This is a genomic window from Streptomyces sp. NPDC001634, from assembly GCF_040298185.1.
In the GTDB taxonomy this organism is placed as follows: Bacteria; Actinomycetota; Actinomycetes; order Streptomycetales; family Streptomycetaceae; genus Streptomyces.
The window spans coordinates 101149-120812 of record NZ_JBEOZU010000011.1 but is presented as its reverse complement, the minus strand read 5'-3'; the positions used below and the strand labels follow the sequence as shown (position 1 = coordinate 120812).

Here is a 19664-nt window from a genome sequence, read left to right as displayed (position 1 = left end):
GTAGATGCGGTGCGGGGCGCCGCAGCAGTCTTCTGGGCGCAACCACGACTTCTGCTTGCAAGAGTCTGTTGTGCTCATTTTGCCCGCGCTAGAACTGCGGAGCCGAAACACGGGCTTAACGCTCGCCCGGCCTTGAGGGAGAGAGAGGCCCGATGATCGACGTCCTGGTCGTGGACGACGACTTCCGCGTCGCCGAGATCAACGCCAAGTACGTGGGAAAGGTTCCCGGCTTCCGGGTCGCCGCCCGCGCGCACAGCGCCGCCCAGGCGCTCGCCGCGGTGGAGCGAACCCGGATCGACCTGGTCCTGCTCGACCACTATCTGCCGGACCAGACGGGCCTCGAACTGGTCCACCGCATGCGCGAACACGGCCATGGCACCGACGTCATCATGATCACGGCGGCGGGAGACGTGGCGACCGTCCAGGCCGCGATGCGTCTGGGCGCCCTGCACTATCTGGTCAAACCGTTCACCTTCTCGGCCCTGCGGACGCGGCTCGACTCGTACGCCGCCCTGCGCCGCACGGTCGACCGCGTCGGCGGCCGAGGTCTGGCGGGCCAGGAGCAGGTCGACCGCATCTTCGGCGCCCTGCGCACCGCGCCCGTGGCCTCGTCGCCCGGGCTGCCCAGCGGCCATTCGGAGCCGACGACGGATCTCATCTGCGAGGTGCTGCACCGGGCCGGCCGGCCGCTCTCGGCCCACGAGGTGGCTGCCAGGACCGGCCTCAGCCGCTCCACCGCCCAGCGCTATCTGCGCCATCTGGAACAGGCGGGCCGGCTCCGGCTCTCCCTGAAGTACGGCGACACGGGACGGCCGGAGCACCGGTACGCGTGGGTGGCGCTGTAGGGGCGAGGTCTCCGCGAGGGGAGCTCGCCCCGTCGGCCCCCCTCGCCCCAACGGGTCGCCCACGTCAGGGGGGCGTCACCGGCCTCAGACCGCCCCGGCTCCGGTCAGTGAACGGACCTCGGTCTCCGCGTGCTTGGCCTCGTCCGCCGGTTCCGCCGAGGTGACCGTGCCGAGCCAGCCCGCGAGGAAGCCGAGCGGGATGGAGACGATGCCCGGGTTCTGCAGCGGGAAGTACTGGAAGTCGACGGCCGGGAACAGCGATTCGGGGCTCCCCGAGACCAGCGGTGACACCAGCACCAGCCCCAGTGCGGGCACGAGGCCGCCGTAGACCGCCCAGACAGCGCCGCGTGTCGTGAAGCTGCGCCAGAAGAGCGCGTACATCAGCACGGGGAGGTTCGCGGACGCGGAGACCGCGAAGGCGAGCCCCACCAGGAAGGCCACGTTGAGGTCGCGGGCCACCAGTCCGAGCGCGATCGCGACCACTCCGATGCCGACGGCGGCGGCCCGCGCCACGGCCACCTCGCTGCGCGGCTTGGCGCGACGGCGCCGCAACGACGCGTACAGGTCGTGGGCGACGGAGGCCGAGGAGGCGAGGGTGATCCCGGCGACGACCGCGAGGATCGTGGCGAAGGCGACAGCGGCGACCATGGCGAACAAAACCGTGCCCCCGGTGGAATTCGCCCCGCCGCCCAGCTTCAGCGCCAGCAACGGCACCGCCGTGTTCCCGGCCGCGTTCGACTCCCGTACGGCCTCCGGCCCGACGACGGCCGCCGCACCGAAGCCCAGCACGATCGTCATCAGATAGAAGCCGCCGATGAGTCCGACCGACCAGACGACCGAGCGGCGGGCGGCCCGCGCGGTCGGCACGGTGTAGAAGCGGGACAGGATGTGCGGCAGCCCGGCCGTGCCCAGCACCAGCGCCAGCCCCAGGCTGATGAAGTCGATCCGCGCGGTCCAGTTCCCGCCGTACTTCAGACCCGGCGCGAGGAACGCCGCCCCGTGCCCGCTGCGCTCCGCCGCCGTCCGCAGCAACCCGTCGACATCCCCGTGGAAACGGACCAGGACGAGCACGGTCAGCGCGATCGTCCCGCCGAGCAGCAGGACCGCCTTGACGATCTGGATCCAGGTGGTGGCGCGCATCCCGCCGAGCGACACATAGATCACCATGAGCGCGCCGACCAGGATCACCGTCCAGGCACGCGCCGCCGTGCTCGTGCCGCCGAACAGCAGCGCGACGAGGCTGCCCGCTCCCACCATCTGCGCCACCAGATACAGCACGGACACCGTCACCGAGGACGTCCCCACCGCGATCCGCACCGGACGCTCGCTCATCCGCGCCGCCACGACGTCCGCGAGCGTGAACCGCCCGCAGTTGCGCACCAGTTCGGCGACGAAGAAGAGCACCACGAGCCAGGCGACAAGGAAGCCCACCACATACAGCAGCCCGTCGTACCCGAAGAGCGCGATGAGCCCGGTGACTCCCAGGAAGGAGGCCGCGGACATGTAGTCGCCCGCGATGGCAAAACCATTCTCCATGGGTGAGAACAGCCGCCCGCCCGCGTAGAACTCCTCCGCCGATCCATGCCGGTTACGGCTCACCCATGTGGTGATCGCCAATGTGATCGCGACGAACACGCTGAACAGCACCAGCGCCAGCGCCTGATGGTGTCCGCTCATCACTCGCCACTCCTGAGTCCCCGCGTCAGCTCCTGGGTGTCCCAGCGCAGATCGAGCGCGGCCCGGTCCCTGCGCAACCGGGCGTGCCGCGCGTACGCCCAGGTGAACAGGAACGTCGTCAGAAACTGCCCGAGTCCCGCCAGCATCGCCACGTTCACGGATCCCGCCACCGGCCTTGCCATCAGCCCGGGTGCCGTCTGCGCGGTCACCACATAGCCCACGTACCAGGTGAAGAAGACCGCCAGACCCGGAAGCACGAACCTCCGGTACCGGCTTCGCACCTCCCGGAAGGCCGGGCTGCGTTGCACCTCCAGATAGACGTCTGCCGCACGGCCTCTGCGTTCCTGTCCCCGGCGGGCGGCCGGCACGACAGGGGCGGGAGAACCCGTCCCGTCCAGTTCGCCCCAGCCCGAGGCGAGCGCGTCGTACCAGGGGTCTTCGTACCTCGCTTCCCCACTCGCCCCCACGGCTGCGGGGGTCGGGTCACGGCCTTCGTACTTCTCAACGGAACTCTCAGGACCGCCACCGCCTCCGCAGGGACGACCATTGCTTGACTGCATGCCCAAGCATGGACAGAACGGGAAGATCCCCGACTCTTCTTCTCCGCGCTCTTCACCCCATCAGGTGACTCACTCCGAGGGTGGCCGGACCAGCCCCTTCGCATAGGCGTAACGAACCGCCTGTGCTCGGTCCTTGAGTCCCGTCTTGGCGAAGAGGTTGTTGATGTGGGTCTTCACGGTGGCCGTGGAGACATGCAGTCCCCGGGCGATCTCCTGGTTGGTCAGCCCCTCGGCGATCAGTACGAGCACCTCCGTCTCCCGTGCGGTGAGTCCGTCCGGTGCCTCTGCGACCGGGGGCGGCTCAGGCTGCGGCTGCGGCTCCGACAGCCGCTCCAGCAGCCGCCGTTGGATGCCGGGCGAGAGCCCCGCGTCCCCGGACAGCACACTCTGGACGGCCCGCACGATCTCGTCTCCGCCCGCGTCCTTGGTGAGGTAGCCGCGGGCCCCCGCCCTCAGCGCGGGGAACAGCGACTCGTCGTCCGCGTACGTGGTGAGCACGACGACCTGGGTACCGGGGTACTCGGCGCGGATGCGCCGCGTCGACTCCACGCCGTCACAACGCGGCATGCGCAGATCCATCAGCACCACGTCCGGGGCGAGTTCGGCGACGAGCTTCACCGCCTCCTCCCCGTCCCCGGCGGCACCGACGACCTCGATCCCGGGAAGCAGCCCGAGCAGCATCACAATGCCCTCGCGCACCACCGTCTGATCGTCCGCCACCACGACCCGGGCGGGCTTCCTGCCCTCCTCCTCCGTCATACGGGTACCTTCAACGTCACCACGAATCCCTCCTCGCCCGGCCCGGCCTCCAGCGAGCCGCCCAGCAGCTCGGCACGCTCCCGCATGCCCAACAGACCGTACCCGCCCCCGGAGCCGGTCAGTTCGCCCGGCGAGCCTCCCGAGTCCCGTACGTCCAGCATCACTTGGTGCTCGGCGTAATCCAGCCGTATGTGCACCTTGGCGCCCGGAGCGTGCTTGCGGACGTTCGTCAGGGCCTCCTGTGCGACCCTGCGGACCGCCTGTGAGGCTTCGGCGGGAAGGGGTCTGCGCTCACCCGAGATGGTGACATCCGCTCCGTCCGCCGTGGCGACGAGCGTGCTCAGAAAGTCCTCGAGCGGGGACATCTCGCCACGCAGTGCGGACAGCGCGTGCCGGGTCTCGGCGAGCCCCTCCCGGGCCATTCCCCGTGCCGCCACGACCCGTTCGAGGATCTTGCCCCGGTCGGCTCCTCCCTCGATCAGCAGCCGGGCAGCCTCCAGATGCACGAGTTGCGCCGAGAGGCTGTGCGCCAGCACGTCATGGATCTCACGTGCGATCCGGGCCCGCTCCGCCAGGGCCGCCGACTCCGCCTCCGCCGCCCGTGCGGCCTGTTCCTGGGCGAGCAGTCGCTGGGCGTTGCCCCGTGCCTCGGCGTCGAGGCGCAGGACATATCCGGCGAGAGCCATGCCGGTGACGGTGGCAGCGGTGGTGATCCACGCGTCGTTGTCGACCGCGGCGAAGGAGGCGAGTGCGACCGACGTCACGGGCAGCGCGGCCGCGAGGGGCAGCCGCTCCAACGCGGTGATGGCACAGCCGCACCAGATCACGACAGCCGCAAGCCTGAAGCCGGTGACCTGCGCCGCGACCGCGATCCCCAGAAGCACGGTGATGAGCGCCATGGACGGCCAGAGCCTGTGCGCGAGGGTGCTGCGAAACAAGGCCCACGAGACGAGCGCGGCGACGATGACTCCCGCCGCGCCTCCCACCGCTCCCCAGCCGTGGACGTGACTGCCGTTGAAGACCCCCCACAGCAGCATGCCGAGCACCAGCAGCCTCACGGCCCAGACGATCAGCCGCCGGGGCGGTGAGATGCCGTCACGGCTCAGCGCCTCGCGGGAGGGCCAGCGCGTCCAGGCGTTTTCTGTCACACACGCTCCTTCCACGCGGACCGGGGCATGTCGTCACCGTACGCCGTGGCCGGGGGGCTCGCGGAGGTGAGGGACTGCGCACGCCAGACCAGGATCCCGGAGCGAACCAGCAGAGTTCCCGCAAGGGCGAGCATCAGGGCGGAACTGTCCTGGCGGACGCCCAGCAGCATTCCGAGCGCGAAGAGGCCGACGCGCAGGGCGATGCCTCCGGTCCAGACGGCCACGCTCGCCTTGGTGCTCTTGCTCCACACGACACCGTCCGCCTCCACCCATATGCGGGTGGTCCAGGCCCAGCCGGCTCCTGTGCCCAGACCGATGAGCAGCTCGGCGCCGAGAAGCAGGGCGGACTCGGCGTGGTGACGGGAATCGAGTATGCCGGGCTCGCGCAGCGCCAGGACGGCCAGGATCGCGGGCACGAGCCACCAGCGCCGGTCGGCGCCGATCCGGCGCGCGCGGAACTGCCGCACGATCACCAGGGCGGCCACGGCCACGATCACCAACGCATTGACGAGCCCGGACATCAGAGCCTCCGTGAGCGGAAGGGCGATGTCGACAGCGAGAGCTGCCGACGCCTTCGACGCTACAGAAATCCGCAGGTCAGCAGATCGGAGCCGGGGTGGATCGCGGGTGGAACCGGGTAGGCCTCGAGGCTCCACCCAGGGGTGGACGAACGCCTGGCGCGCGCACCCGCAGACGCCCCCGGGCCCCGGCCCTGCATCACGCCGTCACCCCGCCCGCGCCAAAATGCGCGGGCTCAGTCCCACCGCCAGACCGGTCCTGAGCCACCCCCACCCCCATCCCCAGCCCACCCCCACCCCTACCCCCAGCGCCGGCGCCGGCCGAGCGCAGCAGCTATGCGTCGATGCGCGACCGGTCGAGCGTCGCCGCCGAGCTGGAGATGAACTCCTTGCGCGGCGCCACGTCGTTGCCCATCAGTAGATCGAAAACCTGTTCAGCGGCGTCCAGGTCGGAGAGATTGATCCGGCGCAGGGTGCGGTGACGCGGGTCCATCGTCGTCTCGGCCAGCTGGTCGGCGTCCATCTCGCCGAGACCCTTGTACCGCTGAATGGAGTCCTTGTACCGGATGCCCTTGCTCTGGAACTCCAGAAGCTTGTCGCGCAGCTCCCGGTCCGAGTAGGTGTAGACGTACTTGTCCTGGCCCTTCTTCGGCTGGACGATCTCGATCCGGTGCAGCGGCGGCACCGCGGCGAACACCCGGCCCGCCTCGACCATGGGCCGCATGTAGCGATGGAAGAGCGTCAGGAGCAGGGTGCGGATGTGGGAGCCGTCCACATCGGCGTCGGTCATCATGATGATCTTGCCGTAGCGGGCGGTGTCGATGTCGAAGGTCCGGCCGGACCCAGCCCCTATGACCTGGATGATCGCGCCGCATTCGGCGTTCTTGAGCATGTCCGTCACGGACGACTTCTGGACGTTGAGGATCTTGCCGCGGATCGGCAGCAACGCCTGGAACTCGGAGTTCCGTGCCAGCTTCGCCGTACCGAGCGCGGAGTCGCCCTCGACGATGAAAAGCTCACTGCGCTCGACGTCGTCGCTGCGGCAGTCGGCGAGCTTGGCGGGCAGCGACGAGGACTCCAGAGCCGTCTTGCGGCGCTGCGCGTCCTTGTGCTGACGGGCCGCGATACGCGTACGGGCGGCTGCGACGGCCTTCTCCAGGACCACCCGGGCCTGGGCCGCGGCGTCGCGCTTCGTGGAGGTCAGGAAGTCCTTGAGCTCCTTGGAGACCACGTTGTTCACGATGCGGCGGGCCGCGGAAGTACCGAGGACCTCCTTGGTCTGGCCCTCGAACTGCGGCTCGGCCAGGCGCACCGTGACGACCACGGTGAGCCCCTCCAGTGCGTCGTCCTTGACGATGTCGTCCTCGGCGACACGCAGCAGCTTCTTGGCGCGCAGCACGTCGTTCAGGGTCCGGGTGACGGCCTGCTCGAAGCCGGCGACGTGGGTGCCGCCCTTGGGGGTGGCGATGATGTTGACGAACGACCTGAGGGTCGTGTCGTAACCGGTCCCCCAGCGCAGCGCGACGTCGACGCCCAGCTCGCGGGTGACCTCGGTCGGCGTCATCTGGCCGTGGTCGTCCAGGACGGGGACCGTCTCCTTGAAGGTGCCCTGTCCGGAGAAGCGGAGGATGTCGCAGACCGGCTTGTCGGTCGCCAGGTACTCACAGAATTCGCTGATGCCCCCGTCGAAACGGAAGGACTCCTCGCCCTTGCTCCCGCCCTCACCGAGGCCGTACTCGTCGCGCACGACGATGGTCAGGCCGGGCACCAGGAACGCGGTCTGGCGGGCGCGTTGGTGCAGCGTCTCCAGGGAGAGCTTGGCGTCCTTGAGGAAGATCTGCCGGTCCGCCCAGTAGCGCACCCGCGTGCCGGTGCGCGTCTTGGCGATCTTCTTGGTCTTGCGCAGACCACCCTTCGCCTCGAACTTCGCGTCCGGGCCGTCACCGGCGAAGACACCCGGCACACCGCGCCGGAAGCTGATCACGTGGGTGTACCCGCCACGGTCGACCTCGACGTCGAGGCGGGCGGAGAGCGCGTTCACCACGGAGGCGCCCACGCCGTGCAGACCGCCGGAGGCCGCGTACGAACCGCCGCCGAACTTGCCGCCCGCGTGCAGCTTGGTCATCACGACCTCGACGCCGGACAGGCGGGTCTTGGGCTCCACGTCGACCGGGATACCGCGGCCGTTGTCCCGCACCTCAACCGAGGCGTCGTCGTGCAGGATCACCTCGATGTGGTCGCAGTAGCCGCCCAGGGCCTCGTCGACGGAGTTGTCGATGATCTCCCAGAGGCAGTGCATCAGGCCCCGGCTGTCGGTGGACCCGATGTACATACCGGGGCGCTTCCGCACGGCCTCGAGGCCCTCGAGGACGAGCAGGTGCCGCGCGGTGTAGTTGGAACCGTCCCGGTCTGCTCCGGTCAGCAGCGCTGTGGACGGCACGGACGTCTCGGCGGTCACGCGGTTCGCTCCTCGCTGAATTTCAGATGGGGCCCTTTGGGGTAAGGGTCGGCGTCGGTCGCCGGTCCGAGGGTACCGAGGCCTGGTAGAGCCGTTGTAACACCACCCTCGTCCGGAACTCAGCCTAATCCACGGTCGCACGAGCGTTCGATCCCTCGATGGAGTGAAGTACATATCACGTTCCCTTCGAGGCATGAACCATTTAGGCTCCGGGCACGTCCTCATGAACAACCGGCAACCCCGCCGGGAGGACGGGACAACTGACAGACAGCGCGAATCCGTACGGCACAAGACACGCAAATACGGCACATTCGCCGCCAACCGGCAGCAGACAGCCGGCCCGGAAAGAAATTTTTCGAGGAAGAGCCGCGAGCGGGAACGTTTTCGGCCTGGTTGGATGTTGACCCTGGTACGACAGCTCGTCGAGCTAGAGAAGAGGCGACGTGACTACTGTTCTGACCCCCGCGAGCCCGCTGACGGCCGCTGACCGTTGCGACCGCTGCGGCGCCCAGGCGTACCTGCGCGTCGTCCTCCTGAGTGGCGGAGAACTGCTCTTCTGCGCCCACCACGGTCGCAAGTTCGAGCCGGAACTCAAGAAGATCGCGGCTGAGATACAGGACGAGACGGAGCGTCTCACCACCATTCCGGCAAGCGCCTCCGAAGAGGAACGCTGACACTTCGCGTCCACGACGAGCCGACACCGGCGCCGAGGCCGGTGAACGGGCGGCCACCCCGATTTACAGGGAGTGGCCGCCCGTACTCGTACGGCGCGTCCGGTCGGCGTCCGCGTGGCGCATGCCCCGGCCCGCACACCAGGTGCTCACGGCAGCCCGCGAAGAGGCGCCTCCAGTGCCCGTACGAAGGCTCCCGTACGCGGGTCGCCGTCTTCAATGGCGGTCGCTCATCGCTCTGACGACGCCCGAGACCCGTGTATAGACTCCGGGGTTGCCGGCCTGGCCACAGCCACTCCCCCACGACACCAGACCGATCAGGCGCCCCTTGGCGACCAGCGGCCCTCCGCTGTCCCCCTGACAGGCGTCACGGCCACCCTGGGGCTCCCCGGCACACAGCATGGACGCGGCCACATACTTCCCGTCCACACCGCCGGGGTACGCCTGTTCACAGGTCGCGTCAGGCAGCACCTGCACGTTCGCACCCCGCAAAGTACGCGCGTATTCGGCGCCTCCCGTGGTGTCACCCCAGCCGTACACCGTCGCGGCCGTACCCGGCGCATAGGCCGGATCGCTCACATCTGCCATGCGGATGACCGAGCTCTCGGGCAACGGCGAGGCAAGGGTGAGCAGGGCGAAATCCCCGGCGTTCGTATAACTGTTGTATTGGGGATTGACCCAGGTTGTGGTCACCGGGATCTCCGCGCCCTGATTGGACAGCAGGTCCGTACGGTTGCTGATGACCTTCAGGTCCCGAAGACGGCTCGGCGGCCCTCCCAGGACGGCCGCGCTCAGACAGTGGGCCGCGGTCAGGACCGTGGAGCGGTCCACCGCCACGCCACCGCAGAACTGCCCCGCCCGCGTACCTCCGAACCGGTCACGGCTGGAGAGCGCGACCGTCCACGGGCTCTGCGAGATGTCGACCGGAAATCCCCCGATGACGACGTCCGCCGTCGCGGTCACGGGGGATGCCAGCGGTATCAGGGCCACAGCGGCCGAGAGAGCCAGCGCTCGGGCAAAGAAACGACGCATGCGCGCTCCTTACTGTGAGGTGGTCGTAGAACACCCACAGTGATTCAGCTCGCCGCTTCGCGCACATGCAGAGGGCCCGGCTCCCCACGGGAGCCGGGCTCTCGACAACATGCGGCCGAGGCCTAGTCGAGGTAGTCGCGCAGCACCTGGGAGCGCGACGGGTGACGCAGCTTCGACATCGTCTTGGACTCGATCTGGCGGATGCGCTCACGGGTGACGCCGTACACCTTGCCGATCTCGTCGAGGGTCTTCGGCTGACCGTCGGTGAGACCGAAGCGCATCGAGACGACGCCCGCCTCGCGCTCGGACAGGGTGTCCAGGACGGAGTGCAGCTGCTCCTGGAGGAGCGTGAAGCTGACCGCATCGGCCGGGACGACGGCCTCGGAGTCCTCGATGAGGTCACCGAACTCGCTGTCGCCGTCCTCGCCCAGCGGGGTGTGCAGCGAGATGGGCTCACGGCCGTACTTCTGGACCTCGATGACCTTCTCCGGGGTCATGTCGAGCTCCTTGGCCAGCTCCTCCGGGGTGGGCTCGCGGCCCAGGTCCTGGAGCATCTGGCGCTGCACGCGCGCGAGCTTGTTGATGACCTCGACCATGTGCACCGGGATGCGGATGGTGCGGGCCTGGTCGGCCATGGCGCGGGTGATCGCCTGACGGATCCACCAGGTGGCGTACGTGGAGAACTTGTAGCCCTTGGTGTAGTCGAACTTCTCGACCGCGCGGATCAGACCCAGGTTGCCCTCCTGGATGAGGTCCAGGAAGAGCATGCCGCGGCCGGTGTAGCGCTTGGCCAGGGAGACCACCAGACGGAGGTTGGCCTCCAGAAGGTGGTTCTTGGCGCGGCGGCCGTCCTCGGCGATGATCTCCAGCTCACGCTTGAGCTTGGGGGCGAGCTTGTCGGCGTTGGCCAGCTTGTCCTCGGCGAAGAGGCCGGCCTCGATGCGCTTGGCGAGCTCAACCTCCTGCTCGGCGTTGAGGAGGGGGACCTTACCGATCTGCTTGAGGTAGTCCTTGACCGGGTCGGCGGTGGCGCCGGCCGCGGCGACCTGCTGGGCGGGCGCGTCGTCCTCGTCCTCGTCGGAGAGCACGAAGCCGGCGTTCTCGGTGCCCTCGGGCTCCTCGCCGCCCTTGACGGGGGTCTCCTCGAGGACCTCTTCCTCGAGCAGCTCGACGTCGTCCTTCTTGGCGGTCGTCTTCTTGGCCACCGTCTTCTTGGCGACGGCCTTCTTCGCGACTGTCTTCTTGGCGGCCGTCTTCTTGGCAGCGGCCTTCTTGACGGGCGCGTCCTCAGCCGGGTCATCGGCGACCGGCACGGCCGGAGCAGCGGTGGCGGTGGCCTTCTTGGTGGTCACCGTCTTCGCCGCGACGGTTTTGGTGGCGGTGCGCTTCGCCGGACTCTTCGCTGCGACGCTCTTTCGGGTGCGCTTGGGCTCTGCGGCACTGACCATCAGCGTCACACCCTCTTCCTCGAGGATCTGGTTGAGGCTGCGCAGTACGTTCTTCCACTGAGTGGCCGGAATCTGGTCAGCTTCGAAGGCCCGACGCACATCGTCGCCGGCGATCTGCCCCTCAGCCTTTCCCCGCTCAATGAGAGCCATGACAGAGACGGACTCGGCGATCTCCGGCGGGAGCGTACGGGATGTGCTGGCCGACACGAACAACCTCTCGGAACGTTGGAAAACGGCTTCCGGCCCCGTCCACAGCGGACAGGAGCCGACCGCCGGCTTGGGGATGGGCCGACGGCGCGGGCAAGGACCGGGAAGATGCACAGCGCCGTGAACGGCGTCCGTATTCCCTCCTCGGCTGTCACCTCTTAGGTCATCGCGTAGTTCCGAAGAGCGTTACGCCCAATCTGCGTGGCCCGAGTCACACCCCGTAACCGCTTAAAAACGTCCAGATACGGGCAGAGGTGGTCAGTCGGCGCCATGACTGGCGCTCGGCCGTCGAGTCGACGGATCCGCGCCCCGTCACACCGTGGACGACGTAGCCCCTCGGACCGGCGATACCGCCGGCCTCCGTCGGACTCCGCCGGGTCCCGGGAGGATCCGACGGAGTCCGACGGCGGGTGGACGGTGTCCGGCGGCCGCCGCGGGCCGGGCGCTGCCGCAGGAGGCACCCGATCCCGGTCGTACCGCCCGCGATGTGCGGTCAGTGCTCGCGCGGCGCGGGCACCACGCGCTCCACCTCGGGGTGGACAGTGAGCAGTTGACGCATGGCCCCCTCGGCTGCCGCACCGTCACCCGAGGCGAGCGCGTCGACGATGCGGGCGTGCTGAGTCAGGGCCGTGTCGTTCGGGCGGTCGCAACCGGTGACCGGGCCGCCGGAGACCTGAAGGGCGGCCGAGACGATCCCCGAGAGGTGCTCCAGCATGCGGTTTCCGGCGACCTGGATGAGCAGCGAGTGGAACTCCGCGTCGGCGCGCGAGAAGGTCAGGGAGTCACCCTGCCCCATGGCGTGGCCCATGATCTCGACCATGTCGCTGAGCCGCTGCTGCACCTCCTCGCGCCCGTGCCCGGCGGCGAGCCGCGCGGCGAGCGGCTCGATGGTCCAGCGCAGTTCGCTGAGCTCACGGCGCTGGTCGTCGCGCTGCGGACCGAAGGCCCGCCACTCGATGATGTCCGGGTCGAGCAGGTTCCAGTCGCTCACGGGGCGCACGCGGGTGCCGACGTTCGGGCGGGCGCTGACCAGGCCCTTGGCCTCCAGGACGCGCAGCGACTCACGGACGACGGTACGGGACACCTCGAAGCGCTGGCCGATCTCCTCGGGCACCAGCGGGCGGTCCGCGCCCAGGTCGCCGGAGACGATCATCTGGCCCAGCTGCTGGACGAGTTGGCCGTGCAGTCCGCGTCCGCGGCTGCCCGCGGCGCGCCGGCCGACGCGGCCCAGGTCCGGGTCCGCGCCCTCCCATGAGGGTGTGCCGACGCGGTCGGCGGCGGGCGCCTCGGCGTAGGGGTAGCGGTCGAGTTCGCCCGGTCCGGCCAGGCCGGAGTCTGCGGAGCGGGCGGCGGTCATCATGGTGTGCGCAAGGGTACTCACGGATCCTTTGTCGGCGCCCTTTCCAACTCCCTTGAGGTCTTTGGTGAAAAGCACACGAAAGGGTGATCGCTCACCCCGTCGCAATTGACGCCTTATCGGAAAGAAATGGGCGTTCTCCGGGGGAGTTGTGCACACAGTGGGAACGGATGTGCACGCAGGGTTGTCATCGGACCCTGCTGCGGAGGGTTGTGAACAGATACGCGCAGAGCAGCGCGGCAAGGGACAAGGCCAGCGCACCGCCCACGGGTTGGGTGATCACGCGCGCCAGGCCCAGCAGATACCGCTCCCCACCGAAGGGCCACTGCAGCAGCATCAGCTCACGCATCCGCACGGCGAGACCCGCCGCGGCCCGCACGGACGACCCCTCCAGTGCCTTCTGAACGACAGGGACGACGAGGACGGGCACCGCGAGCACCGCGGCGAGCCCGGCGGTCGTGGACCGGAAGACGCCCGCGGCGAGCACACCGGCCCAGGCGCACCCCACCACGAGTCCGAACCAACTCGCTCCGAGGGAAGGCCAGTCGGCGGGAAGCTGGGAGACTTCCGGTCCGTAGACGAGGTAGAGCATCTCGAGGTCGCAGCCGAGAGCGAGGAAGGCCAGTGCCAGCGCGATGGCCCCGGTGACGAGGAGTTTCGCGGCGAGCAGTCCCAGACGCCGGGGGACGGTCCCGCGGTCAGCTGCCAGAGCGGGATGGCGGAACTCGTCGCCGAAGGCGAGAGCGCCGAGCAGCCCCGCGCCGAGCGCCGCGGGCGGCAGTGGCAGCTCCTGCGGCCAGGCGGCCAGCAGACGACGCTGCGGGGTGTGTCCGATGCGGGCGAGGAGGACGGAGACGAGGACCGAGACGACGAGTACGGCGGACGCGGTGAGGTATCCCGCGCCGGTCCCGGTGGAGCGGCGCAGTTCGTAGCGCAGCGGGCGCAGGGGGCTTGGGGCCGGCCGGACGCTGATGGGCGGCGGCAGCGAGGGCAGGTCGCCCGGCTCCGGCGCCTCGGCAGGCGGGGAGGGGGCGGTCCCGGAGCCTGCCGTCGGCCCCATGTCGCCGATTTCGTCGGCCAGTTGGTGTACGAGGATGCCATTGCGGAACGCGGTCTCGCCGACGTCGGCACACGTACTGCCGTACACCGAGAGCCGGTTGCCGCCCTCGTGGACCACTTCCACGGAACGCCGCGCCGTTCTCGCCTCCTTGGTGAGCAGGGCGCCGAGGCGAACGGCGTACGGGCTGCGGACGGCCACGCGGGGCCGCAGCCGGGTGCGGGCGAATTCGGCGGCCTCCTGGTCGGCGACAACCCGGCCCCGGTCGAGTGTGATGACACGGTCGGCGGTGCGTGCGGCCTCCTTGGAGTCCCCCATGGTCAACAGGACGGTGCCGCCCTGGGTGGCGTGCGCGCGCAGGATGCCGTGCAGCCAGCGACCCTCGCGGGCGGAGAGCCCGTCGGCGGGGTCGTCGAGCACGAGCGTGTGCGGGTCGGCGAGCAGGGCACAGGCGAGGCCGAGGCGCCGGTCCACGCCGCGCGAGAGGGTGCCCAGGCGCTCGTCGCGCATGCCGGCGAGTCCGACCACTTCGAGCACTTCGTCGGCGCGGCGGACGGGCACGCCCGCGGCGGCGCACAGCATGCGCAGCTGCCCGCGGACCGTGCGTGCCGGATGGCCGGGGACATCGCCGAGGAGGACACCCACTTCGCGCGAGGGGTGGGCGATACGGTGCATCGGACGGCCCCGAAAGTAGGTGATGCCGCGGCCGGGTTGGAGTTCGAGCATGAGCCTGAGCGCCGTCGTCTTGCCCGCACCGGGGGCTCCGAGGAGCGCGGTGACACGGCCTGCGTGCGCCTCGAAGGACACGTCGTCGACGGCGGGCGGAAGGTCCTTGCAGGGGGTGCTGGTCAGTCCGATCGCCTGGATCACCCGAAGCAAGATAGCGCGATATGTCCGTTTTTTCGGGCGCCGTGCGGGTGGTCTGGCGCAGACTCTCGTCTTGTTCGAGCGTTTGGCCGGTCATGCGACCGCTGTCACCGACGCGCGGTCAGACCTCGGGACGCAGCATCGGCGGATTGAGCAGGGTGGCGCCGCCCGCACGGAATAGCTGTGCCGGGCGTCCGCCCTGCCGGGTTGTCGTTCCGCCCGTGGGAACGAGGAAGCCGGGCGTACCGGTCACCTTGCGGTGGAAGTTGCGTGGGTCGAGTGCCACGCCCCATACGGCCTCGTAGACCCGGCGGAGCTCGCCGACCGTGAACTCGGGCGGGCAGAACGCGGTGGCCAGGGACGAGTACTCGATCTTGGAGCGGGCGCGCTCGACACCGTCCGCAAGGATCTGCGCATGATCGAAGGCGAGCGGCGCCGCCTGTTCCCCGTCCCTGCCGTAGCCGCCCTGCTGCAGCAGCTCCTCCACGGGGGCCCAGCGCGCACTGTGGGCGTCACCGCCGGCCCGGGGTGCGGGCAGGTCGGGGGCCAGCGCAAGATGAGCGACGCTGACCACTCTCATCCGCGGGTCGCGCTTCGGGTCGCCGTACGTCGCCAGCTGTTCCAGGTGGGCGCCGTTGTCCTGGGCCGGTGCGGAGGCGTCATGGGCGCACAGCCCCGTCTCCTCGGCAAGCTCGCGTGCCGCCGCCTGGGCCAGGTCCTCGTCCGCCCGGACGAATCCACCCGGGAGCGCCCACCGGCCCTGAAATGGCGGTTCTCCCCGTCGCACCGCCAGCGCACACAGGGCATGGCGGCGCACGGTCAGCACGACCAGGTCCACGGTGACGGCGAAGGGCGGAAAGGCTGACGGGTCGTAGGGCATGCCGCGATCATAGTCGTCTGCCTGACGATAAACACTCCCTTCGCCGACCGCTTCGGCTACTGATCCACTTCTGTCCGGAACCGCTCTCATCGATGGCCACCGTCCACGGTCCTCCGACACGTCATTCGAGGTCACACCCCCAGCTGCAATCCGTCGGCCGCCTCTTCCACCATGGCGAGGCCGAGTCGGCTCAAGCGCACGGAGAAGGGGGCTCCGGCGAGCCTGAGTCCCGTCAGGACGATCTCGCCGACCGGTGCGCTGCGCATCGGTCGCAGGGTCACCGTCCCGGCCGGGACGTCCGGGCGAACCCCGACGAGCGCGGTCAGGAGCAGCACTCCAGCTGCGGCAGCCGTTGCGGCAGGGCGACAGGCCGCCGGATGCGGCAACGGCACACCCCCTTCCATGCGCGGTTCGCCCGCGAACATCTCGGGCAACCGGTATCCGAACGCCTCCGCCGCGGCCAGCGCCCCGCACAGCAGCCCGCTCGCCTCCTTCTCGTAGCCGGCGGCGGCCAGGCCCGCGACGGCGACCGCCGTCTCCTGGATCCGCACGGCCCCGCCGCGGTGTCCGAACGGGTTGTATGCGGCCTCGTCAGCCCCCAGGCCCCGCAGTCCCCAGCCCGAGTCCATGGCCGGAGCACCGAGGAGACGCGCGAGCTGCTCGGTGCGCACCTTGTCGAGCAGGCCGGGCGCCAGGGCCCCGCAGCCGAGCAGGCCGGTGTCGAGGAGGTGGGCGGCACCCGCGCCGAGGTGCGGCACCAGGCGTCCGTCCCGGGTGCGGGCGGCGGCCGGTCTGCCGCCCGACCGGTCCTCGATCCAGAAGTTCTCGGCGAACGCGTCGCGCAACGCCTGTGCCCATTGGCGCAGCCCCGGTCCGCCCGGGCGCCCGCATTCGTCGAGCAGATCGGCACCGAGCAGCGCGGCCCGGTGGGCGTGTGCCTGCATCTCGCAGCGCAGGGGCCCGCCCGGCTGTGGATCGGGGAGGTGGACGCCGTCGCCCACGGTGGTGCGCAGCCATCGCAGACAGCGCTCGGCCGCGGGCAGCAGTTCCTCCGTCTCCCGCTCCGGAAGCCCCCAGCGCCGGGCCTCCGCCAGGAGCACGGGGAACAACAGGGTGGCCTCGGTGCCCGCGCAGCTCGGCGGTAGGTGTGCGCCCGCGTCCCGCCGGGGACCCGGGATCATGCCCGAGCGGAGGCCCGGCCCGCCGAGCTGGGTGCGGGCCAGGGTCCGCAGCGTCCCCACGGCGAGGCGGGTGCCGAGCGGCAGCGTCATCCGGGCCGCCGCGAGGGACTCGGCGGGAGCCGGTCCGCAGCGCCACGGTGCTCCCGCCGCGAGCTGGCTGTCGGAGGGATGTGCGGGGTCGCGCAGGAGCAGGGCCTGGAGATCCTCGACACAGGTGCGCAGCAGCGGCCGGACTCTGGGATCGTCTCCGGAGGCGCGGGCCTTGGCGAAGAGGCTCGTCGCGGCGCGGCCCACCGCTCCGACGCGTCTCGGGCCGTCCCGCCGTACCCGCAGGTCCATGCTCCGTGTGCCACCGGCCGGCAGCTCCAGCTCCCAGCGCAGGAGTCCGGCGGAGGCGAGGGCGTCGGCGGGCGGCGGGACGGCCGTGACCGCCGAGTCGCCCTTCGGGCAGGTCCAGCGCAGCCCGGAGTCGTGGACACTCGCAGCGAGCTCGGGCCCGGTGCTCCCCGAGGCGATCATGCCCAGTTCCGCCAGATCCGTGCCGAGGGCCACCTCCACCGGCAGGCGCAGGGAGCGCGAGGCCGCGTTGTGCAGGATGATCCGTTCGATGCCGTCCGCAGTCCTGATGCGTTCCACGACGACGTCCGGGTCCGGGCCGGCGTCCGGGGACACATGAACCGTCCCCACGAAACGGGCACGGTCGGCCGCGACCATACGGGCCTGGACGGCGAGCGGTTCCCGCCCCGCCACCCGCACCTGACACCGCGAGAGCACACGCCGGCCCGCGCGGTAGAACCCCTCCAGGCCTCGCCCCGTCAACTGACCCTGGTCCGTGGAGATCGCCAGTCCGGGCAGGGCGACGCAGATCAGCGCCGTGTGAGCGGGTGGCAGGTCGACGATCCCGCGGGGTGGGAGAAGCAGGGACTGGGCCGGGCCGGAGACGTACGGGCGACCGGCGGGCGGGACGGAAGCCGGAGTCCCGCCCGGCTCCCTGCGTGCGGCCGACGGGGCGCCCTTGGGAGACAGGGGCGTCGAGGGGCCGCGGCGGGGAGGGCGGTCGCCGTCGTGGGCGAAGGGCGATGTGGACAGGGGCATGAGGCGGTTTCCTCTGCGCTGGGTGCGCCAGGGGTGCACCCGGCGCCGGGTGAGGGGCCCGGGGGAGTCGTGAGCGATGCGGCGGCGCGACCCGAGCAGGGGTTCCGCCACTCAGGTGAACGGATCGGCCCTGCTCGGGGTCACGCCCACGAGCCTGGAAGCCAGCCGAACGGCGGTGCGGCCTGGAGGAGTGCTCGCTCATGTGCCTGCCTCCCCCGCATGCCGACCGGTTCCGTGGCGGGCCCTGGACCGGTTGGTCGCGCCCTCGGCCGTCCGCCGTGGCCCGTCGCCGCCGGGCGGGCTGTCGGCGGGGCGCCGGTGGCGGGCCTCGACGGTCTTGGGGGAACGGCGAACCGTCCGGCTGTCGCCGCTCGCCGGACGCGCCCTGCGGTGCCGCCGGGAAGGGACGGGCGTGTGGATCGGCGGTACACGGTTTCCGGCCTGTGCGGATTCGGGGAGCATGGCAGCCGCCGTGACCGGGACCGCTCCGTCCTCGGGTGGTGACTCGACACGATCGACGGTCGGCGGACGGCAGTCGGGAAGCTCCTCACCAGCAGCAGTCCCGTCCTTGAGCGCACGCCCCGCCCTCTCCGCCCGCAGGCACCGGCGGACGGTCTCCGGGTCCAGGCCTTCGTTGCAGGCCTGATGGAGGAGGCGGGCGAAGAGGTAGTCCCGGTCCGCGCCCAGGGCCATGGCGAGGGCTTCGCGGGCCTCCAGTTCGTCGCCCGTGGACCAGGCGACCCATCCGGCGAGGGTCAGAGGTGCGGCGGCGTGCTCGCCGTACGAGCCGACGCAACGGCGGGCCAGCGCGCGCCACAGACGCAGCGCCACGGTGGCCTCCTCACCCTCCATCCACTCCGCGGCACGATCACGGGTCGTGCGGTCCTGGAGGCCGAGGATCAGGGCCGCGGCCTCGTCGTGTGCGAGCAGCTCGTCGTCGCGAAGGTCCGCCGGCAGCGTGCCGGACACGGGCGGTGCGTCGGCGAGGCGGGTCATGACCCGCTCGGCCAGTCCCAGCGTTTCTGCTGCGACGTCCTCGCGGGTGTCGTCGTCCAGGATCCTCGGGACGAGCGCCAGGCTCGCGGCGTCCAGCGCGACCTCCTGGTCGAGCGCGGCCCCCGTCTCCCAAGGCCTGAGCCTCGCCCTGAACTCCTTGAGGCTGCCGCGCACCTGAAGGCCGGCGTAGGTTGCGGCAGCGGCCAGGACGGAGGTGCCCGGCAGGCCCATCCGCTGTCCTTCGGGCGGACAGCAGCACGGGCTGGGGCAGCAGTACGACCAGAAGCGGCCGTCGGAGATGCACAGGGCCTCCACCACCGGGACGTCGAGGGTGCCGCAGGCCGTGCGCAGCAACTGGGCGAGCGGCCGCAGGCGCTCCATCACGTCGCGGCCCGTCTCCCCGCTCGCCGGTTCCTGGACGAGGTAGGCGACCATGGTTTCCGGCCGGGCACCTCTGCGCTCGCTCCCGGTCACCAGCCCGTGCGCCAGCTGCTGGGCCACGGACGACCAGTCGTCGGGGTGGGCGGGGATGCCGAGCCGTGCTCGCCCGCCGAACCTGCCCCGCTTCTCCCGGTCATGGAGTGCGACCAGCACGATGCTGTCCTCGGGGCGGTACCCGAGCAGGTAGGGCAGGGCGTCGGCCAGCTCGGCCGGGGTGCGCAGCGTCACGTGGGGCTCGCCGCCGGGGCCTGCCGAGGTGCCGTGTCCCGTGTACGCGGTGGACTCGCCGCCGTGGTGGGCGGATCCGCCCGTGTCACCGATGCCGGAGGAGCCGGCTGCTTCGTCGTGGTTCGTCATGCCGCGACCATCTCGCGGATCTTGGAATTCCGTTTGGGTCTGTGGATAACCATGGCCATGAGCACGCCAGGAGTTGTCCACAGCCCGCGGGGCCCGTTCGCCCGATGTCC

15 protein-coding genes are annotated in these 19664 nt (G+C 70.5%); 2 read left to right on the top strand and 13 right to left on the bottom strand.

What is annotated here, in order from left to right; translation table 11 throughout:
• Positions 1 to 152 precede the first annotated feature (152 nt).
• Positions 153 to 845, top strand: coding sequence for a response regulator (locus ABT186_RS09955; protein ID WP_351236120.1), 693 nt, complete (start codon positions 153 to 155; stop codon positions 843 to 845).
• Positions 846 to 929: 84 nt separating this feature from the next.
• Here ABT186_RS09955 and ABT186_RS09950 read toward each other — a convergent pair whose 3' ends face one another.
• The 6 genes from ABT186_RS09950 to ABT186_RS09925 all read right to left on the bottom strand — a co-directional run bounded on the left by ABT186_RS09950 (position 930) and on the right by ABT186_RS09925 (position 7965).
• Positions 930 to 2522 carry a monocarboxylic acid transporter gene (locus ABT186_RS09950; RefSeq protein ID WP_351924435.1) on the bottom strand — a complete coding sequence of 531 codons (1593 nt, stop codon included), beginning with the start codon at positions 2520 to 2522 and terminating at the stop codon, positions 930 to 932.
• Positions 2522 to 3082 carry a DUF485 domain-containing protein gene (locus tag ABT186_RS09945; RefSeq protein ID WP_351924433.1) on the bottom strand — a complete coding sequence of 187 codons (561 nt, stop codon included), beginning with the start codon at positions 3080 to 3082 and terminating at the stop codon, positions 2522 to 2524. Before ABT186_RS09945 ends, ABT186_RS09950 begins: the two co-directional genes overlap by 1 nt.
• A gap of 69 nt (positions 3083 to 3151) precedes the next feature.
• A complete protein-coding gene (locus ABT186_RS09940; protein ID WP_351236114.1) occupies positions 3152 to 3841 on the bottom strand; it encodes a response regulator transcription factor in 690 nt (229 codons plus the stop codon).
• A complete protein-coding gene (locus ABT186_RS09935; protein ID WP_351924431.1) occupies positions 3838 to 4989 on the bottom strand; it encodes a sensor histidine kinase in 1152 nt (383 codons plus the stop codon). The genes ABT186_RS09940 and ABT186_RS09935 overlap by 4 nt, the downstream gene beginning before the upstream one ends.
• Positions 4986 to 5510, bottom strand: coding sequence for a DUF1453 domain-containing protein (locus tag ABT186_RS09930; protein ID WP_351236110.1), 525 nt, complete (start codon positions 5508 to 5510; stop codon positions 4986 to 4988). The genes ABT186_RS09935 and ABT186_RS09930 overlap by 4 nt, the downstream gene beginning before the upstream one ends.
• A gap of 331 nt (positions 5511 to 5841) precedes the next feature.
• A complete protein-coding gene (locus tag ABT186_RS09925) occupies positions 5842 to 7965 on the bottom strand; it encodes a DNA gyrase/topoisomerase IV subunit B (RefSeq protein ID WP_351229076.1) in 2124 nt (707 codons plus the stop codon).
• 443 nt (positions 7966 to 8408) lie between these two features.
• Between ABT186_RS09925 and ABT186_RS09920 the strand changes: the two genes are divergently transcribed.
• Positions 8409 to 8639, top strand: a complete 231-nt coding sequence (locus ABT186_RS09920) for a DUF7455 domain-containing protein (protein WP_351229078.1) — start codon at positions 8409 to 8411, stop codon at positions 8637 to 8639.
• A gap of 213 nt (positions 8640 to 8852) precedes the next feature.
• On the opposite strand, the gene ABT186_RS09915 is transcribed toward ABT186_RS09920, so the two are convergent.
• From ABT186_RS09915 to ABT186_RS09885, 7 genes are all read right to left on the bottom strand, one after another.
• A complete protein-coding gene (locus tag ABT186_RS09915; protein ID WP_351229080.1) occupies positions 8853 to 9668 on the bottom strand; it encodes a S1 family serine peptidase in 816 nt (271 codons plus the stop codon).
• 122 nt (positions 9669 to 9790) lie between these two features.
• On the bottom strand, positions 9791 to 11323 hold the full coding sequence (locus tag ABT186_RS09910; protein WP_351229082.1) for an RNA polymerase sigma factor: 1533 nt from the start codon (positions 11321 to 11323) through the stop codon (positions 9791 to 9793).
• A gap of 493 nt (positions 11324 to 11816) precedes the next feature.
• A complete protein-coding gene (locus ABT186_RS09905; protein WP_351229084.1) occupies positions 11817 to 12704 on the bottom strand; it encodes a FadR/GntR family transcriptional regulator in 888 nt (295 codons plus the stop codon).
• Between the two features lie 163 nt (positions 12705 to 12867).
• Positions 12868 to 14607 carry an ABC transporter ATP-binding protein gene (locus tag ABT186_RS09900; protein ID WP_351229086.1) on the bottom strand — a complete coding sequence of 580 codons (1740 nt, stop codon included), beginning with the start codon at positions 14605 to 14607 and terminating at the stop codon, positions 12868 to 12870.
• Between the two features lie 118 nt (positions 14608 to 14725).
• Positions 14726 to 15484 (bottom strand): NUDIX hydrolase, encoded by a 759-nt coding sequence (locus tag ABT186_RS09895; protein WP_351229088.1) that lies wholly within the window; start codon positions 15482 to 15484, stop codon positions 14726 to 14728.
• 131 nt (positions 15485 to 15615) lie between these two features.
• Entirely contained in the window at positions 15616 to 17760 is a 2145-nt protein-coding gene (locus tag ABT186_RS09890; RefSeq protein WP_351924429.1) for a glycogen debranching N-terminal domain-containing protein, read from the bottom strand.
• Between the two features lie 198 nt (positions 17761 to 17958).
• Positions 17959 to 19554 (bottom strand): DUF4192 domain-containing protein, encoded by a 1596-nt coding sequence (locus tag ABT186_RS09885; protein ID WP_351229092.1) that lies wholly within the window; start codon positions 19552 to 19554, stop codon positions 17959 to 17961.
• Positions 19555 to 19664 lie beyond the last annotated feature (110 nt).

What these genes read in the sequence shown, in the direction of transcription:
- ABT186_RS09945 (WP_351924433.1), bottom strand. Translation starts at nt 3,082, where the DNA reads ATGCAGTCAAGCAATGGTCGTCCCTGCGGAGGCGGTGGCGGTCCTGAG.
- ABT186_RS09915 (WP_351229080.1), bottom strand. Translation starts at nt 9,668, where the DNA reads ATGCGTCGTTTCTTTGCCCGAGCGCTGGCTCTCTCGGCCGCTGTGGCC.
- ABT186_RS09895 (WP_351229088.1), bottom strand. Translation starts at nt 15,484, where the DNA reads ATGCCCTACGACCCGTCAGCCTTTCCGCCCTTCGCCGTCACCGTGGAC.
- ABT186_RS09890 (WP_351924429.1), bottom strand. Translation starts at nt 17,760, where the DNA reads ATGCCCCTGTCCACATCGCCCTTCGCCCACGACGGCGACCGCCCTCCC.
- ABT186_RS09885 (WP_351229092.1), bottom strand. Translation starts at nt 19,554, where the DNA reads ATGACGAACCACGACGAAGCAGCCGGCTCCTCCGGCATCGGTGACACG.
- ABT186_RS09950 (WP_351924435.1), bottom strand. Translation starts at nt 2,522, where the DNA reads ATGAGCGGACACCATCAGGCGCTGGCGCTGGTGCTGTTCAGCGTGTTC.
- ABT186_RS09955 (WP_351236120.1), top strand. Translation starts at nt 153, where the DNA reads ATGATCGACGTCCTGGTCGTGGACGACGACTTCCGCGTCGCCGAGATC.
- ABT186_RS09940 (WP_351236114.1), bottom strand. Translation starts at nt 3,841, where the DNA reads ATGACGGAGGAGGAGGGCAGGAAGCCCGCCCGGGTCGTGGTGGCGGAC.
- ABT186_RS09930 (WP_351236110.1), bottom strand. Translation starts at nt 5,510, where the DNA reads ATGTCCGGGCTCGTCAATGCGTTGGTGATCGTGGCCGTGGCCGCCCTG.